This is a genomic window from Xanthomonas albilineans (assembly GCF_002939705.1).
Classification (GTDB): domain Bacteria; phylum Pseudomonadota; class Gammaproteobacteria; order Xanthomonadales; family Xanthomonadaceae; genus Xanthomonas_A; species Xanthomonas_A albilineans.
Window position 1 is genome coordinate 26,883 of record NZ_MDCB01000004.1, and the last position, 15,991, is coordinate 42,873.

At 63.7% G+C, this 15,991-nt stretch carries 16 protein-coding genes and 1 tRNA gene; 12 read left to right on the forward strand and 5 right to left on the reverse strand.

Going from position 1 to position 15,991, the window contains the following annotated elements; all coding sequences use genetic code 11:
• The first annotated feature begins 63 nt into the window (after window positions 1-63).
• The 4 genes from XalbCFBP2523_RS04785 to XalbCFBP2523_RS04800 all read left to right on the forward strand — a co-directional run bounded on the left by XalbCFBP2523_RS04785 (window position 64) and on the right by XalbCFBP2523_RS04800 (window position 3,341).
• Window positions 64-357, forward strand: a complete 294-nt coding sequence (locus XalbCFBP2523_RS04785) for a hypothetical protein (RefSeq protein ID WP_146084037.1) — start codon at window positions 64-66, stop codon at window positions 355-357.
• Window positions 354-830, forward strand: coding sequence for a DUF5675 family protein (locus XalbCFBP2523_RS04790; RefSeq protein ID WP_052687906.1), 477 nt, complete (start codon window positions 354-356; stop codon window positions 828-830). The genes XalbCFBP2523_RS04785 and XalbCFBP2523_RS04790 overlap by 4 nt, the downstream gene beginning before the upstream one ends.
• A 10-nt stretch (window positions 831-840) precedes the next feature.
• Window positions 841-1,218: a 3TM-type holin gene (locus XalbCFBP2523_RS04795; RefSeq protein WP_045765172.1), complete on the forward strand. Its 378-nt coding sequence runs from the start codon at window positions 841-843 to the stop codon at window positions 1,216-1,218.
• A 608-nt stretch (window positions 1,219-1,826) separates the two neighbouring features.
• Window positions 1,827-3,341, forward strand: coding sequence for an MASE1 domain-containing protein (locus tag XalbCFBP2523_RS04800; protein WP_080928030.1), 1,515 nt, complete (start codon window positions 1,827-1,829; stop codon window positions 3,339-3,341).
• Here the strand turns inward: XalbCFBP2523_RS04800 and XalbCFBP2523_RS04805 are convergent.
• Both XalbCFBP2523_RS04805 and XalbCFBP2523_RS04810 read right to left on the reverse strand, forming a co-directional pair.
• Window positions 3,325-3,762, reverse strand: a complete 438-nt coding sequence (locus XalbCFBP2523_RS04805; protein ID WP_045765171.1) for a hypothetical protein — start codon at window positions 3,760-3,762, stop codon at window positions 3,325-3,327. The two genes, XalbCFBP2523_RS04800 and XalbCFBP2523_RS04805, sit on opposite strands and share 17 nt — an antisense overlap.
• A gap of 571 nt (window positions 3,763-4,333) precedes the next feature.
• Window positions 4,334-4,410, reverse strand: a tRNA-Arg gene (locus tag XalbCFBP2523_RS04810).
• A 195-nt stretch (window positions 4,411-4,605) separates the two neighbouring features.
• On the opposite strand from XalbCFBP2523_RS04810, the gene ubiA reads away from it, so the two are divergent.
• Window positions 4,606-5,508, forward strand: a complete 903-nt coding sequence (ubiA, locus tag XalbCFBP2523_RS04815; protein ID WP_045765170.1) for a 4-hydroxybenzoate octaprenyltransferase — start codon at window positions 4,606-4,608, stop codon at window positions 5,506-5,508.
• Between the two features lie 149 nt (window positions 5,509-5,657).
• Here ubiA and XalbCFBP2523_RS04820 read toward each other — a convergent pair whose 3' ends face one another.
• On the reverse strand, window positions 5,658-6,389 hold the full coding sequence (locus tag XalbCFBP2523_RS04820) for a ComF family protein (protein WP_104629917.1): 732 nt from the start codon (window positions 6,387-6,389) through the stop codon (window positions 5,658-5,660).
• A gap of 49 nt (window positions 6,390-6,438) precedes the next feature.
• Here XalbCFBP2523_RS04820 and bioB point away from each other — a divergent pair, with 49 nt between their 5' ends.
• The 5 genes from bioB (at window position 6,439) to bioC (ending at window position 11,711) form a co-directional block, all read left to right on the forward strand.
• Window positions 6,439-7,482: a biotin synthase BioB gene (gene bioB, locus XalbCFBP2523_RS04825; protein WP_045765168.1), complete on the forward strand. Its 1,044-nt coding sequence runs from the start codon at window positions 6,439-6,441 to the stop codon at window positions 7,480-7,482.
• Window positions 7,483-7,584: 102 nt separating this feature from the next.
• Window positions 7,585-8,790, forward strand: coding sequence for an 8-amino-7-oxononanoate synthase (bioF, locus tag XalbCFBP2523_RS04830; RefSeq protein WP_045756686.1), 1,206 nt, complete (start codon window positions 7,585-7,587; stop codon window positions 8,788-8,790).
• Between the two features lie 248 nt (window positions 8,791-9,038).
• Window positions 9,039-9,800 carry a pimeloyl-ACP methyl ester esterase BioH gene (bioH, locus tag XalbCFBP2523_RS04835; protein WP_045765167.1) on the forward strand — a complete coding sequence of 254 codons (762 nt, stop codon included), beginning with the start codon at window positions 9,039-9,041 and terminating at the stop codon, window positions 9,798-9,800.
• A gap of 86 nt (window positions 9,801-9,886) precedes the next feature.
• Window positions 9,887-10,669, forward strand: a complete 783-nt coding sequence (locus tag XalbCFBP2523_RS04840) for an SDR family oxidoreductase (RefSeq protein ID WP_045765166.1) — start codon at window positions 9,887-9,889, stop codon at window positions 10,667-10,669.
• 145 nt (window positions 10,670-10,814) lie between these two features.
• Window positions 10,815-11,711: a malonyl-ACP O-methyltransferase BioC gene (gene bioC / locus XalbCFBP2523_RS04845; protein ID WP_045766599.1), complete on the forward strand. Its 897-nt coding sequence runs from the start codon at window positions 10,815-10,817 to the stop codon at window positions 11,709-11,711.
• A 167-nt stretch (window positions 11,712-11,878) separates the two neighbouring features.
• Here bioC and XalbCFBP2523_RS04850 read toward each other — a convergent pair whose 3' ends face one another.
• Both XalbCFBP2523_RS04850 and XalbCFBP2523_RS04855 read right to left on the reverse strand, forming a co-directional pair.
• Window positions 11,879-12,493: a YdcF family protein gene (locus tag XalbCFBP2523_RS04850; RefSeq protein WP_045765165.1), complete on the reverse strand. Its 615-nt coding sequence runs from the start codon at window positions 12,491-12,493 to the stop codon at window positions 11,879-11,881.
• A complete protein-coding gene (locus XalbCFBP2523_RS04855; protein ID WP_045765164.1) occupies window positions 12,490-12,750 on the reverse strand; it encodes a hypothetical protein in 261 nt (86 codons plus the stop codon). Before XalbCFBP2523_RS04855 ends, XalbCFBP2523_RS04850 begins: the two co-directional genes overlap by 4 nt.
• Window positions 12,751-13,043: 293 nt before the next feature.
• Between XalbCFBP2523_RS04855 and XalbCFBP2523_RS17365 the strand changes: the two genes are divergently transcribed.
• Window positions 13,044-13,457 carry a hypothetical protein gene (locus tag XalbCFBP2523_RS17365; RefSeq protein ID WP_329955167.1) on the forward strand — a complete coding sequence of 138 codons (414 nt, stop codon included), beginning with the start codon at window positions 13,044-13,046 and terminating at the stop codon, window positions 13,455-13,457.
• 616 nt (window positions 13,458-14,073) lie between these two features.
• Window positions 14,074-15,966 carry a tRNA uridine-5-carboxymethylaminomethyl(34) synthesis enzyme MnmG gene (gene mnmG / locus XalbCFBP2523_RS04865; protein ID WP_045765163.1) on the forward strand — a complete coding sequence of 631 codons (1,893 nt, stop codon included), beginning with the start codon at window positions 14,074-14,076 and terminating at the stop codon, window positions 15,964-15,966.
• Window positions 15,967-15,991 lie beyond the last annotated feature (25 nt).

A 15,991-nucleotide genomic window follows, 5' to 3' on the forward strand; every position in this document is an offset into this window, starting at 1 on the left:
CAACCCTAAAGCTGGCCTTTGCAACTCAGGCCGCATTTCACGTTTCAACCAGAGGAATCAAACATGAGTGATGTCTGTGAATGCGGTCGTCCTATTGAACGGCTGCATGGCCTACAAACCACACGCCATGCCTGCGGCGTGCTGTCGGAAAGCGACCGGCAGGCCCTGGCCGATGCGCTGTGCGAGGCGTTCGAGAAATCCGCGCCCGTGCTGTCCCAAGCACTCTCCGACGCACTACAGGCTCAGTTCGAGCGCGTGATCGGACGCGGCGTAGTCGGCTGGACAAAACGCATCCTGATCGCCGGCCTGCTCGCGCTCGCCGGCTACACCTTTACCAAGAGCGGAAGCTTCAAATGAACATCGTGATCACCCGAAAACACTCCAGCCCCAATGGCACGCCCGGCGAGTTGATCGCCACGAACGATGCTGGCCAAACCTTTACCTGCGACACCCTGGAACTGCCATGGCAGAACAACGCGCCAGGCGTGTCCTGCATCATGAACGACCGCTACCGCGCCACGATCTGGCACTCCGATCACCTCGACTGCGACGTGCTGCGTTTGGAGGACAAGCACGGGCGGCGGAACTGCCTGATCCACTGCGGAAATTTTGCCGGCAATGTGTCTGAAGGCATGGAAACCCAGGTGCATGGATGCACGCTGGTCGGTCGCCGTTACGGGGCGCTGGTCAACGACGACGGGGGCGCGCAACTGGCCATCCTCGACAGCCGCGTGACGCTGACCCGGCTGATCGCCTTCGTCGGCAGCGGTGACCACACCGTCGACTACCAATGGGCACAGGGTTGCGAACCTGCCGCCTGCCACGCTTGAGGAGATCACCATGGATATCAGCGGCATCGGTACGGCGGCGGAAGCCGCCAAAAGCATCATCGGCATGTTCTTCCCCGACAAGACCGAGGAGGACAAGGCCAAGTTGGCGGCAACGCTTGCGCTCATTCAGACGCAGACCGACATCGACAAAGCAGAGGCGCAGAGTTCCGACCCTCTACAACACTGGCGCGGGGGATTGGGCTGGGTCTGCGTCGCAGGGTATTGCTGGAACTTCCTCGGCGGGCCACTGACGAACGCGGTCGCGGCGGTCGTCGGTCACCCTCTCAACCTGCCCGCACTGGACATCGGGCCGCTCGCCACCCTCACGCTCGGCATGTTGGGATTGGGCGGACTGCATGTGGCCGAGCGCGTGAAAGGAGCGGCGTAACGACTTACGGCAAGTACAGTGATCCAGTGACGGACTCATGCGCGCGCTGCATCCCAAGATGGGCCTGCGTTTGACAGCCCCGGCACAATGTCATATCCAATAAGACGGCGGTTGGCACATCGGCATCACCTGCGCATAAGGTCCATGGCTTGAGCAGGCATCCAATCCCCGAATCAGCTTCAAGACACCCCCAGCCCTCGTCGGCCGTGGGCGCACATCTGTTTGGGCACTCTGTCCGTGCCTGGCGCACCCATTGCGTCAGGCGTCTGCCACGCGCGCTGCATCTGGGTCGGATCGCGCCAACACTCACCAGTATAGCCCCTGCCCAACTGTTCTCCCCATTCACTAGATTTTTACCACTCTCAAATAGAGGCGCAAGGACATGAGTATATTCAATGGATCGATGAACTCGTTACGCGACCGCCGAACAATTGTCTCAGCACACGCTAGTCGCTTAAAGAAGATTGATAAATACGCGCCACACCGAATTCTGTAAACATAAGCACCCCTAAATACCCCTCCAACAATAATATATAAATGTCTACCTGCACATGAAAAATCTATAATATATTCAAGATATAAAGACCAGGGATAGGAGTGCGGGGGAAATGAAAAAAGACATCGCTAAGGGATTCTTGCTAAGTGCGGCTTACTGCGCTTCTTTTTTAGTCGCCTGGCAGCTCTCAGTCGATCAATGGTACTTACCCGCAGGACTGCGCGCAGCGACCCTACTCTTCCTGCCTTACCGGCTATGGCCTTATTTGCTAATTGGCGATGCAGCAGCACTACTAATGATCCGCGTGCCAATGGTGCATGAGGACGGAACCAATCGGGTGTGGGCATACACGAGTCCCTTCCTACTGATGCCATGCGTGGCGCTGATGGCACATGCCGCCAGGCGACATATGGTGCGACTTCTGGAAAAAGAATGCCTGCTACTACCGCTGGCATTGGCGCTGGCACTTTGGAGCACTCTGTGCAACATGGCCTTGAGTGCCGCGTTAGAGGGCCACAGCATCCTTGATATTAAGCCAATAGAGATGCTGGTACGTTACTGGCTCGGCGACTACATGGGCATGCTGATGTTCATCATGCCTGCGCTGCTGTGGCTACGGCGCAAGGAACACGAAGTAGCCAATTCCCGATTTTTGAAGGATGGCATCCTGGCCACGGGAGTGGTGGTAGCACTGTTGATCATGGCAGTCATCACACAAGATCGTCCATTGCATCAACTGCTCATGGCGATGATGGTCATTCCGGCAATTATGCTGACGCTGCTACACGGCTGGAGCGGAGCGGCAATCGGCATCGTACTCGCCAACGCTGCCATCGGTATCATGCTAACCGACGCAAGAACGTATGGTGCGTACAACGCCGACGCGTTTCTCATACAACTGACACTTACGGCAATCGCCACGGGGATGTTCGTCTTCGGCTCCCGTTTGTCCTCTGCGTTTGAACGGGCACGGCGCTTCCGTCATGCTCGAGAGCAAGCCCTCCAGCTCGCACAAGCCAGCTACCTGCAAGCCGAACGCACCCTCAGAAGGCGTGTCGTCGAGTACAGCGACATCACCGTGCATATCAACAAAATGCGCAAGGATATCGTTGCGTACCTTCGCTCCAAGGGCCAGCATGCAGCAGCGATGGAAATGACACGAACCGGAATGATCCAGGCCCGGCTTCTCGACGAGTACGTGACCGCGCTGTACCCGCTCGGCATCGAAACACATGGACTGTATGACATATTGCGCTCGATGACGTTTAGCAACCTGTGTAATACGGAGTTCCGACTCAGCCTGAAGGGTGACTCCAAGCGCTTGTCGGTAGGATTGCAATTGGCCACCTATCGCAGCGTACTCAATGTGATCGATTCGCTACCATTAGCGAGTAGACATCTCATCAAGGCAAGGGTCTGGCGCACGAGACACCACCAAGGGATCGCGGTCTGCGTCATCGCCTACGCATCGCCGCAGAATCCTACAAAGCACGTTGTACACGATACGGATTGGGAACTGGCTGCCAGGCTCGAAACACATGGCGGCACCTGCCGGCGCCGCCATGCCTACAGCATCAGCTTCCTTGTTTCAGAAGCAGTGAATAAAAAGATTAATCTGCGGCTGTGATCTCCCACTCATTAACCTGTCGACCAGGTATGACGCGCACGATGAACGCCGACGTCTGGTACACAACCGTGCCACTTGGGTCGCTCCCCTTCACTGGCAACGACACGCGCGACACGTCCACGCCCATCGGCAGCACCCACAAGGTGCCGCTGATATTGCCTACTGCCGCGCGCACTTTCCCTGTCAGATCATTGATCTGCAAATAACTGACTCCATCGCGCTTAAACTCGTAGATGTGCCACAACGGATTTAGTGAGCGATCAGGAGCCTTTGGAGTGCTTTCCCCAAGGCCGGTGGCCATCATCGAAGCGTTAGGTGCTCCGTGGGTAGGATCAGGGCAGCAAGCTTGAGCCGATATGGCAACGGCCTGGAGCCCACCCAACAACGCGATGCTCAACATGGTGCTTGTCTTGATTTCCATGAGTTTTCCTTTCCCCTGAATGGGGAGATTTCGCCTGCATTTCAGGCTTACTCAAGGTACGTGCTGCAACAAGTCACCTGTTGACAAATGAAGCAGACAATCTTGACCAACGGCAAGGTTTCACAACAAGTCGCCCCTGAGAGACACCACCGTACAGCCATGCAGCTCAGCCACTTGACGGCAACGCATCACCAATGACGGACCTCGATATGCGCGATGCACTCAGGGCCGATACGTTAGGTCCGATCTGACGGAGTGTGGCGGAATTTATGAAAATTTCACACTTCAAAAAAGGACGATTTTTGTACCACTCGCATCGCATTCTCAGTCGCCTCTGCTAGAGTATGCGAAGAAGCAAACCGATGGCGCGTAAACCCGCATCAACACACGACTCTGCCTCTTGTATGTTCAAGAGGTCAGCAGAGAACGGAGAGAGAAAAACGGGTAAATGAGCGCCGAAAACGGCACCTGCGGCATGTGCATGCTCAAGAGGCCAATGCGGGAAGCCCCGCCAACACTGGGGTTCCGGGCATAAAAAAACCCAACGGAGAACGGTTGGGTTCTTGGTGAATGGTGCGCCCGGAGGGATTCGAACCCCCGACCAATGGCTTCGGAAGCCACTACTCTATCCGGCTGAGCTACGGGCGCAACGGACGCGCATTCTAACGGTAATCCGATGCCGCGTCTCCCCCTGCCTGCGCGTATGCAGGGGGCCGCGTCCCTTCGCGTCGACCCGCGTGCGCGCCGACCTGCCCCGACATCGCATGTCCGTACCATGACCGCCACCGCCACCACGCGAGCGCCGACTGCCGCCCCCCACGACGCGACTGCTACCCTTGTGCGATGAGTTACGAACGCTATGAAATGCCCGGCGCGCCGCCAGCGCTCCCACGCATCGGCCAATACTGGAAGCTGCTACGTGGCGACCGTCCGATCGGCGCGCTCTTGCTGCTGTGGCCAACTTGGTGGGCGCTGTGGCTGGCCGCCGACGGGGTGCCGCCGCTGTGGACGCTATGCGTGTTCACTGCCGGCGTCTGGCTGACCCGCTCGGCCGGCTGCGTGATTAACGACTACGCCGATCGTTGGCTGGACCCACACGTCGAACGTACCCGCAACCGTCCGCTGGCAACCGGCGCGGTCAGCGGCCGCGAGGCGCTGGGGGTGTTCGCGTTGCTGATGCTCGCCGCTTTCGCGCTGGTGCTGACGATGAACCGATTGACCATCGGCCTGAGCGTGGTCGGTCTGTTCCTGGCCGCCAGTTATCCGTATCTGAAGCGCTATACCTATCTGCCGCAGGTTTACCTGGGCATGGCCTTCGGCTGGGGCATTCCGATGGCCTTCGCGGCGGTGCGTGGCGAGGTGCCCGCGCTGGGCTGGCTGCTGTACGCGACCAACATCCTGTGGTCCACCGCCTACGACACCTGGTACGCGATGGTCGACCGCGAAGACGATCTGCGCGCTGGATCCAAGTCCACCGCGATCCTGTTCGGCAAACTGGACCTGCTCATCCAGGGCATCCTGTACACGCTGATGTTCGTCGCGCTAGTCTGCGTCGGCCAACGCGCCGCGCTGGGAATCTGCTACTGGGCCGCACTGGGCGTCGCCGCGCTGCTGGTGGCAAGCGAACTCTTCATCGCACGGCATCGCGAACGCGCTGCGTGCTTCCGCGTGTTCCTGCACAACAATTGGGTGGGCCTGACGATCTTCGTCGGCATCGCCGTCGCGCTGGCGCTGCGCACGCGGTAGCGTCCACGCGCCAGCGATGCGCAATTTCTCCAACCATCGCGTCGGAAACCATTGCGGTCATTGGCTCTGTCCACTCGCCGCGAAAAACACGCCAGACGCCACGGCTGCAATGACATGCTCCACCGCAGCGGATCGGCAGCACGTGGCGCTCACGGCACCCGCGCCACCACCCAGGCATCGACCCTGGTCACGCCCGCGCGACGCAACGCCTGCGCGGCCGCATGCAGCGTCGCGCCGGTGGTCATCACATCGTCGATCAATGCCACATGCGCCGGCAACACCGCCGGATCCGGCACGGCGAACGCACCGCGCAGGTTGCGCCGACGTGCCCGCGCATCCAGCTCGGACTGCGCAACGGTCGCACGCACGCGCTGCAAACCGTGGCACACCGGCACATCCAGCGCGCGCGCCAGCGGCCGCGCCAATTCCAGCGCCTGATCGTAACCGCGCTCACGCAGCCGCGCGGTATGCAGCGGTATCGGCAGCAATGCCTGCGGACGCGGCAACGCCGCACAGCGCGCCTGCAACAGCGCCGCCAGCAGGCGCCCGGCAACCAAATCCTGATGGAATTTGAACCGACGCAGCAGGCCATCGACCGGCGCGGCATACACACAGGCGCTGACCACCAGGTGCAGCGGCGGCCGGCGACGTTGGCAGGCACCACACAGCTGGTCCGCATCCAGTCCCGGCAACGGCAGCGCACAGTGACGACAGGCATGGGCGTTCCACGGCAAGGCATCGCAGCAGGCAGGACACAGATCCAACCCAGGCGCGCCTGGCTCGGTACAGACCAGGCAACGCTCCGGCAGCAAGCGACGCTGTAACCATCGCCAGCAGCCGTCAACCCGATTTGCGATAGCGAAGTTGACAGGGCTTTCCATGCTCACCAGACTGCCCGCTTTCGCAGCCGCCTACAGTCAGGAAACCCCCATGCACGCTGTCGTCCGACACGACTGGCAACGCCAGGAATTACTCGCGCTGTTCGATCTGCCATTCCCGGAACTGCTGCATCGCGCCGCCCAGGTCCACCGCGAACACTTCGACCCGGCGCAGGTGCAAGTGTCCACGCTGCTCTCGGTGAAGACCGGCGGCTGCCCCGAAGACTGCGCATACTGCCCGCAGGCGCAGCGCTACAGCACCGGCGTGGAAGCGCAGAAATTGATGAGCACCGAAGCGGTTCTGAGCAAGGCACGTCAGGCCAAGGCCGCTGGCGCATCGCGGTTCTGCATGGGCGCGGCTTGGCGCTCGCCGAAGGAACGCGACATCCCCAAGGTGGCGGAGATGATCCGTGAAGTGAAAGCGCTGGGCCTGGAAACCTGCGCCACCCTGGGCATGCTCGACGGCGCGCAGGCGCAGGCGCTGAAGGCCGCCGGGCTGGACTACTACAACCACAATCTGGATACCGCCCCGGACTTCTACGACACCATCATCCACACCCGCCAATACCAGGATCGTCTGGACACCCTGGCCCACGTGCGCGACGCCGGCCTGAAAACCTGCTGCGGCGGCATCGTCGGCATGGGCGAGTCGCGCGACCAGCGCGCCGGGCTGCTGCAAGCTCTGGCCAATCTGCCTGTGCATCCGGACTCGGTGCCGATCAACCGCCTGGTGCAGGTCGCCGGCACGCCCCTGCACGGCACAGCCGAACTGGATGCGTTCGAATTCGTGCGTACCATCGCTGTTGCCCGCATCGTCATGCCGCAGGCGATGGTACGGTTGTCGGCCGGGCGCGAGAGCATGAGCGACGAATTGCAGGCACTGTGCTTCTGCGCCGGCGCCAACTCGATCTTCTATGGCGAGAAGCTGTTGACCACCGGCAATCCGGACACCGAACGCGATCAGGCGCTGTTCGCGCGGCTGGGGCTGCGGCCGATGCAGGTGATGGTGGATGCCGACGCGCACGATCATCCCGGCACCGTGCATGCGGACATCACCACGCCGACCGACACGCCCCACGACGCCGCGCTGGCCTGACCCGCGAGCGTGGCACCGTCCCAACGCATCCATCGGCCCGGTCATATCGGCCATCATCGCCACGCACTACGCTAACTGGTCAATCTGCCCGCACCCACCGCCATGGCCCGCCCCGACCTACACGACCGCCTTCAGTCCTTGCGCAGCTTGCGTCAGGCGCATGGTCGTCTACGCGTGCGGCGCAGCGTGGGCCGGCGCGATGGCGTTCGCCTGGAACTGGACGGCCGCTGGCTGACCGGCTTCTGCAGCAACGATTACCTGGGCCTGGCGCAGCAATTCGAGGTAATCGCGGCACTGCAGGACGCGGCTGCACGCGACGGGGTTGGGTCCACCGGCTCGCACCTGATCTGCGGCCACCACGCGCTACACGACACGCTGGAACGCGAGATCGCCGACTGGCTCGGCTACCCGCAAGCACTGCTGTTCAGCAGCGGCTTTATCGCCAATCTCGCCGTACAGCAGGCACTGTTGAGCGAAGAGGATGACGTGTGCGTGCAGGACCGGCTCAATCACGCCAGCCTGCTCGACGCCGCCCGCCTGGCTGGCTGCCGCCTGCGCCGCTATCCGCACCTGGACGCCGAGGGTGCGATGCGCCAGCTCAAACACGCCGCCGAGGGCGCGGCGATGCTCGCCACCGACGGAGTGTTCAGCATGGATGGCGACATCGCCCCATTGCGCGCGTTGGCGCTGGTCGCGCGTACACAACAAGCGTTGTTGTATGTGGACGATGCTCACGGCGTCGGCGTCGTCGGTCCGCATGGCCGCGGCTGCGTGGCCGAGGCCGGACTCGGCGCGGACGAGGTGCCGTTGCAGTTGGTGACGTTGGGCAAGGCACTGGGTGGTTATGGCGCGGTGGTAGTCGGCAACCCCGTGCTGATCCAACACCTGGCCGAAACCGCACGTCCGTATCTCTACACCACCGCGCTACCACCGGCGCAAGCCGCCGCCACGCTGGCCGCGGTCAAGTTGGCGCGGCGCGACCAATGGCGGCGCGAGCGTCTGCTCGAACTGATCGCGGCGTTCCGCGGCGGCGCGCGCCACCATGGCCTGGAGCTGATGGCCTCGGAGACGCCGATCCAGCCCCTGCTGTGCGGCGACGAGACCAGCGCGCTGGCACTGTCGGCAGCGCTGGAAGAGGCCGGGTTTCTGGTCTCGGCGATCCGCCCGCCAACCGTGCAGGAAGGCAAGTCGCGGCTGCGGGTGACGCTGTCGGCCTTACACACGCAAACGCAAGTGCAGGCGCTGCTGGATGCGCTGGCATTGGCCCGAGACCGTCTGGCGGCGCATCCGCTCAGCGTGCCCGCGTGAGCGAAAGGACGCGCGCTGCATGTCCCCGTGGACGACGCTGTTCGAGCTCGGTTGCCGCCGCAGATGGCGCCTCCCCATTGCCTATAGCGGATGTCGCACGCTGACGTGCCTCGGAGTGGTCATGGGCTGGCAGCGCTACAACGACGACGGACCGAACACCGCGCAGCCACGCTCCTACTGACGCTGCGCGTGGCACGCCGAATGGAATTGCCACGATCTCCTCTTTACCTTCGCGACGACGAGCGACGATGCACATCGAAACCCTGGGACATGGCCCCGATCTGGTCCTGCTGCACGGGTGGGCACTGAACGGCGGCATCTTCGCACCGCTGCTCGAACGCCTGTCGGCACAGTACCGCATGCACGTCGTGGACCTACCCGGACATGGCCACAGCCGCGAGGACGACACGCCGCTGGCACTGCCGCATGTGGTCAGCGCAATCGCCGCGGCCACACCGCCAGCGGTGTGGCTGGGCTGGTCGCTGGGCGGCTTGTTCGCGCTGCATGCCGCCGCAACCCAACCGCAAGTGCGTGGCCTGGCAATGCTGGCGGCAACGCCACGCTTCGTCCGCGGCAGCGATTGGCCGCATGCGGTGGCACCGGAGGTATTCGCCCAGTTCGGCCACGACCTGACGGAGGACTACCGCGGCACGCTGGACCGGTTCCTGGCACTGGACACGCTCGGCTCGGCGCACGCGCAGGCCGAATTGCGCACATTGCGCGCCACCCTCGGCGCACGCAGCGAGCCCGATGCGCAGGTGCTGCAGGACGGACTGACGCTGCTCGAACGCAGCGATCTGCGCCGCGCCCTGCCCAGCCTGCGCGTGCCCAGCCTGTGGATCGGCGGCCAACGCGACCGTCTGGTTCCACCCGCGGGCATGGCCGCCGCCGCCGCGCTGGCGCCGAACGCGAAGTCGTTGTGCATCAGCGGCGGTGGCCACGCGCCGTTCCTCGGCCATGCAGACGACGTCGCCCAGGCGCTAGACGAATTTCTCTCCACACTGGCGTAACGCCGTATCGCCAGAGGCATGCGCGGCGCTGGCTGCCAGCGTCGCGATATCCGATCATCGCCGAGTCATTCAAACGGAGCACGCGCATGGATCTGGGAATCGCCGGCAAATGGGCGCTGGTCTGCGCCGCGAGCAAAGGGCTGGGCCTGGGCTGCGCGCGGGCGTTGGTCGACGAAGGTGTACACGTGACGATCGTGGCGCGCGGTCAGGAAACGCTGGAGGCGGCCGCGGCGCATCTGCGCACACGGCCTGGACGCGGCGAGGTGATCGCCGTGGCGGCGGATATCGCCACCGAATCCGGCCGCGCCGCCGCACTGGCTGCCTGCCCGCAGGTGGATATCCTCATCAACAATGCGGGTGGCCCACCACCGGGGGACTTCCGCACGTGGGAACGCGAGGACTGGCTGCGTGCACTGGACGCCAACATGCTGGCGCCGATCGCCTTGATCCGCGCCACCGTCGACGCGATGCAGGCACGCGGTTTCGGCCGCATCGTCAACATCACCTCGGCCGCGGTCAAGGCGCCGATCGACAGCCTGGGCTTGTCCAATGGCGCGCGCGCCGGCTTGACCGGCTTCGTCGCCGGGCTGGCACGACGCACGGTGGCATACAACGTCACCCTCAACAACCTGCTGCCCGGTCAGTTCGACACCGACCGACTGCGTGGCAACATCGCCCACGCCGCGCAACGCGAAGGTGTGGATGCGGCAACACTGACCGCGCGCAAGCGCAGCCAGATCCCTGCCCGACGTTTCGGCACGGCCGAGGAATTCGGCGCGGTCTGCGCTTTCCTGTGCAGCGTGCAGGCCGGTTATCTCAGTGGACAGAATCTGCTACTGGACGGCGGCAGCTATCCGGGGACGTTCTAGGAGCAGGACTCGGGAAAACATGTCCGCAACCGGCGATGCGACATGGATGGTGCCAACCCTCTGCAACGCCACTGCGCAGGGCCGCGCGCTGCCTCGCGGCCACGGCACCAGGCGTCTGGCCGTAGCAATAGGCGATAATGCGGCGATGACGTCCTCTGCATTCGACCCTCAGCATATCCGCCGGGCATTTTCGCGTGCCGCCGCCAGTTACGACGCTGCCGCGGCGCTACAGCACGAAGTCGAAAAACGCCTGCTGGAGTCGCTGGACTATCTCGGCGACCGCGTACCGCAAGTGGTACTGGACGTGGGCAGCGGACCAGCGCATGCCGCGGCGACGATGAAAAAGCGCTGGCCACGCGCGCAGGTGATCGCCCTGGATCAGGCACTGCCGATGTTGCAGCAAGCCAAGCGCCATGCTGGCTGGTGGAAACCGTTCGCTCGCGTCTGCGCCGATGCGCGCGCGCTACCACTGGCCGAACATAGCGTCGATGTGATTTTCAGCAATCTCTGCCTGCAGTGGGTCGAAGATCTACCGGCGGTGTTCGCCGGCTTCCGTCGCATCCTGCGCCACGGCGGCCTGTTGTTGTGCTCCAGCTTCGGCCCGGACACGCTGATCGAACTGCGCGAGGCCTTCGCCCAGGCAGATCGCGAAACACCGCACGTGAGCCACTTCGCGCCGATCGCACAGTTCGGCGATGCACTGATGCTGGCGGGCTTCCGCGACCCGGTGCTGGACCGCGACCTGTTCACCCTGACCTATCCCGATCTCACCGCATTGATGCGCGAACTGCGCGCGATCGGCGCCACCAACGCGCTGCACGCGCGCCGCCACACGCTGACCGGACGCGGTCGTTTCGCCGCCGCCAGCGCCGCCTACGCAGCGCTGCGCACCTCCGAAGGCCGTCTGCCCAGCAGTTGGGAAGTGATCTACGCACACGCCTGGGCGCCCCCGCCGGGCACACCGATCCGCGAAGCCCACGGCGAGATCGCCGCAGTACCGCTGTCGGCGATCCCGATCCGCCGCCGCGACGCAGTCAGATAGCGCACGACCAGCATCTGATTTCGGTAAGGTCCCAGGCGCGAATCAGGCCGGGACATGATCGATCCAACCATGCAGCATATTGCGATTGCCGACCCGGACAACCTTGCCGCTTGTGGCCAAGATGGTCGCTACGCATTGCGCTGCGGACGGCACGCTTGCACACAGCGTCAGTTGGCCTGCTCCAGCAGATCGCGATGGAAAAAATAGACCTCCTGGAGCAGAAAGGGCCACCGCGTCTGGAAGCTGCGGAAACGGCTGCTCGGAGTCGAAGAAGCCAAGGCGTCGATCTGCAATTCCCGACATAACCTTAGCGCGCGCGCCATGTGCAGGGGATCGCTGACCACAATGACGCGACGCAGCCCATGCGCACGCATGATCTGACGCGCTTGGATCAAGTTTTGCCGGGTGGTCCGCGAGATCGTCTCGATCAAAACCGCGTCGGCCGGCACACCCTGACGCAGCGCATAGCGGCGCGCCACCTGCGCCTCGGCGAAGCGGGCACCGTTACCGAAGCCACCGGTGAAGATCAGCGTTGGCGCATAGCCGCGTCGGTATAAGTCCAGCGCATGGCGGATGCGCTCCTCGAATACCGGCGAGGGCTTGGCGTCGTAGGCGGCGGCGCCGAGTACGATGATGGCATCGGCCGGCGCGGCCTGATCGCGATCACCGACCCAGACGATGTAGATCGCCACGCCCAATAGCCACAGCCCCAGCAGGACGCACAGGCGAATGGTCCAGAGCAGCCAGCCACGCCATCGCCGCGACGTCGAACCGTCCTTCACGGAAACGTCTCCGAATCGGCGTGGCCGGCACACAGGCTCCTCATCCCGCAGGGCAGGGCTAAGCCGGTCAGCACCGCCCTGCGTGCCATCTGTGAGTACGCCTTTCCTTCAGGCTTGAACGCCTTGCCCCGCGCCGCTCTCCTCATCGCATCCTCGCGGCGCGCAAAGACTTCGATGTAATCGTGCGGCAGGGCGACGTCGCGACCGCCAAGGGTGCTGCACCGTTCGTCGCAGATGGTGTCGGCGAGCCTGCGCATACTGCACGCGCCCCGACGACAGCGTCCGGCGCCCGCGAATGCAGCACCATCTGGGTGAACTGGGCATGGGTGGCAATACGCGCCAGCGCCATGACGTCGCCGGATTCGGGCAAGCAACATGAGACCATGCGCAAAAGGTTAACGTATCGTCCCGAACGCACAGCGTCGGCCGCAGACGCCAAGTGACCGCTGTTGCACGCGACTTAAGTATTTAACCAACCGACACACGAATTAAGGACGCATTCAATGCAGCAGGCCGAATCTGTCATTCAGCCCCCTGGACAGCAAATACCATGACACTGCGCCTGATCTGCGCCGCTGGATTGCTCGCCACGTTGGGTGGCTGCGCTACTTACGATTATGCAGGCGGTAACGAGGGCGGCTACTACCGTGGTGCACCCTCGGTCGAGTATCGCTACCCCGCCGGCTACTCCGAGTACGCCTACCCGTACGGGATGGCTCCCTACGCCTATGGTCCCGGATACTACGGGTATTACAGTTACGGGGTTCCGTACTACTACTACCATCGCGACAGCTACCACGGCGGCGATGGCCCGCCACGCCCCCATCCGGTGCTCATGCCACCGAGCGGAGGCATCGGTATTCCGTCGCCATTGCGTCAACAAACCGTCGATCGCCCGCCACGCTCCCATCCGATGCTCGTGCCACGGGGCGGAGGCATTGGTATCCGGACGCCATTGCGTTAAAATCGACGATGGCACGGTCGCGGCCATCGTCGCTACGGCAACGGCTGGTACTTATGCCGCGGCTGCTTGCACTGCACCCTAGTAACCTTGGGCGCAGCAATGTGACACACAACACATTACAAGCCTTATCAGGGGCTTGCGGCGGCGCCACTGCAAGACGCACTCTAGCTCCTACGGCGTGCCGCTTACGTCGCTATCACGACCTGATAGAGTTGCCATCGTCTTAATGTCGACGTCCGACAGGGAATTTGGATCCCCCCTGTTCCAGCCCTGTCGGATGTCGGCGCCCAAAACAAAAGCCCCGGTCAGCCAGCCGGGGCTTTTTGCTTTCAAGCATCGATCGACCTCGGCCACGGTCAAAAAAAGGGCCGGTAGTCCCCCGACTACCGGCCCCGGCTCCCCCGACGCACGCGTGACTGGCCCCTGTTCCAATTCCAGTCATGCGCCCCTGACGCATTTGCCACGTCGGGTGCAGTGGGGATATCTGCAGATTGCGTGCCAACTTGAGACTCGAACCTACAAATTGTGATTTACATCACAAATAATTTTGTGTTTTACACGGCCTTAAACCTGCACCACACTTTTGCCCGCACCCACGCCGGCTGACGAGTACCCCATGAGCGACTCCTCCTTCTACCGCTATGACGTGATCGTGATCGGCGGCGGCCATGCCGGCACCGAGGCGGCGCTGGCCTCCGCCCGTGCCGGCGCGGGCACCCTGCTGCTGACCCACAACATGGAAACGGTGGGAGCGATGAGCTGCAACCCAGCCATCGGCGGCATCGGCAAAGGCCACCTGGTCAAGGAAATCGACGCACTGGGGGGGGCCATGGCGCAGGCCGCCGATCTGGCCGGCATCCAGTGGCGCACCCTCAATGCCTCCAAGGGTCCGGCGGTACGCGCTACCCGCTGCCAAGCCGACCGTAGCCTTTACCGCAACGCGATCCGACGGCTGGTCGAGGCCCACCCCAACCTGACCGTGTTCCAGGCCGCCGTCGACGATCTGGTCATGGACGGCGAGCGCGTGCGCGGTGTGCTGACCCAGACCGGGCTGCGTTTCGAAGCGGGCGCGGTGGTGCTGACCGCCGGCACCTTCCTTGCCGGCAAAATCCACATCGGCCAGACCCAGTACGCCGGCGGCCGCGCTGGCGACCCACCAGCCACCGCGCTGGCGCAAGCGCTGCGCGACGGCCGCTTCGGCGTGGATCGGCTCAAGACCGGTACCCCGCCACGCATCGATGGCCGCAGCCTGGACTACACGGCGATGGAAGAGCAGCCTGGCGACACGCCGCTGCCGGTGATGTCCTTCCTCGGCGATGTCGCCCAGCATCCGCGCCAGGTGTCGTGCTGGATCACCCACACCACCGAACGCACCCACGCCATCATCCGCGGCGCACTGGACCGCTCGCCGTTGTACACCGGCCAGATCGAGGGCATCGGCCCGCGCTACTGCCCCTCGATCGAGGACAAAGTGGTGCGCTTCGCCGAGAAAGCCAGCCACCAGATCTTCGTCGAGCCGGAGGGCCTGGACGTGGTCGAGATCTATCCCAACGGCATCTCCACCTCGCTACCGTTCGACGTGCAGCTGGAGTTGGTGCGCTCGATCCGCGGGTTCGAGCGGGCGCATATCACCCGCCCTGGCTACGCAATCGAATACGACTTCTTCGACCCGCGCGGACTGAAAGCTTCGCTGGAGACCAAGGCCATGCCTGGGCTGTTCTTTGCCGGGCAGATCAACGGCACCACCGGCTACGAGGAAGCCGCCGCCCAGGGCCTGATCGCCGGGCTCAACGCCGCGCGTCAGGTACAGGGGCTGGAACCGTGGTCGCCGCGCCGCGACCAGGCCTACATCGGCGTGCTGATCGACGATCTGATCACGCACGGCACCAGCGAGCCGTACCGTATGTTCACCAGTCGCGCCGAGTACCGGCTGCAACTGCGCGAAGACAACGCCGACGCGCGCCTGACCGGTATCGGCCGCGAGTTGGGTCTAGTCGATGAAGCGCGCTGGGCGCGGTTCCAGACCAAGCAGGACGCGGTGGCGCGCGAGAACGAACGCCTGCGCGGGTTCTGGGCCACCCCAAGCAACGCGCTGGGACGCGAGGTGGCGGCGACGCTGGGCGTGGCGGTCAGCCGCGAGACCAACGTGCTGGACTTGATCAAGCGCCCGGAACTGGACTACGCCGCGCTGATGCGGGTGCCATTGCTGGGGCCGGGCGTGGCCGATACGCAGGTGGCCGAACAGGTCGAGATCGGGATCAAATACGCCGGCTACCTGGAGCGCCAGCGCGAAGAAATCGCGCGCCAGCAGCGCCACGAGGACACTACGATCCCGACCGCGTTCGACTACGCGCAAGTGCGCGGACTATCGGCCGAAGTGCAGCAAAAGCTTCAGCGCGTGCGCCCACAGACCGTCGGTCAGGCACAGCGCATCCCCGGCATGACTCCGGCGGCGATTTCGCTGCTACTGGTGCACCTGGAGCGCGCGCGCCGCAGCCGGGTGGCGTAACCGGCGGGCGAGCGCGATCGCCGCT

Excerpts from the sequence above, each read along its gene's own strand:
- XalbCFBP2523_RS04785 (WP_146084037.1), top strand. The coding sequence starts at position 64 with ATGAGTGATGTCTGTGAATGCGGTCGTCCTATTGAACGGCTGCATGGC.
- bioC (WP_045766599.1), top strand. The coding sequence starts at position 10,815 with ATGACGTCCTCTGCATTCGACCCTCAGCATATCCGCCGGGCATTTTCG.
- XalbCFBP2523_RS04795 (WP_045765172.1), top strand. The coding sequence starts at position 841 with ATGGATATCAGCGGCATCGGTACGGCGGCGGAAGCCGCCAAAAGCATC.
- ubiA (WP_045765170.1), top strand. The coding sequence starts at position 4,606 with ATGAGTTACGAACGCTATGAAATGCCCGGCGCGCCGCCAGCGCTCCCA.
- XalbCFBP2523_RS04805 (WP_045765171.1), bottom strand. The coding sequence starts at position 3,762 with ATGGAAATCAAGACAAGCACCATGTTGAGCATCGCGTTGTTGGGTGGG.
- mnmG (WP_045765163.1), top strand. The coding sequence starts at position 14,074 with ATGAGCGACTCCTCCTTCTACCGCTATGACGTGATCGTGATCGGCGGC.
- XalbCFBP2523_RS04855 (WP_045765164.1), bottom strand. The coding sequence starts at position 12,750 with ATGCGCAGGCTCGCCGACACCATCTGCGACGAACGGTGCAGCACCCTT.
- bioH (WP_045765167.1), top strand. The coding sequence starts at position 9,039 with ATGCACATCGAAACCCTGGGACATGGCCCCGATCTGGTCCTGCTGCAC.
- bioF (WP_045756686.1), top strand. The coding sequence starts at position 7,585 with ATGGCCCGCCCCGACCTACACGACCGCCTTCAGTCCTTGCGCAGCTTG.
- XalbCFBP2523_RS04840 (WP_045765166.1), top strand. The coding sequence starts at position 9,887 with ATGGATCTGGGAATCGCCGGCAAATGGGCGCTGGTCTGCGCCGCGAGC.
- XalbCFBP2523_RS04800 (WP_080928030.1), top strand. The coding sequence starts at position 1,827 with ATGAAAAAAGACATCGCTAAGGGATTCTTGCTAAGTGCGGCTTACTGC.
- XalbCFBP2523_RS04790 (WP_052687906.1), top strand. The coding sequence starts at position 354 with ATGAACATCGTGATCACCCGAAAACACTCCAGCCCCAATGGCACGCCC.
- XalbCFBP2523_RS17365 (WP_329955167.1), top strand. The coding sequence starts at position 13,044 with ATGACACTGCGCCTGATCTGCGCCGCTGGATTGCTCGCCACGTTGGGT.
- bioB (WP_045765168.1), top strand. The coding sequence starts at position 6,439 with ATGCACGCTGTCGTCCGACACGACTGGCAACGCCAGGAATTACTCGCG.
- XalbCFBP2523_RS04820 (WP_104629917.1), bottom strand. The coding sequence starts at position 6,389 with ATGGAAAGCCCTGTCAACTTCGCTATCGCAAATCGGGTTGACGGCTGC.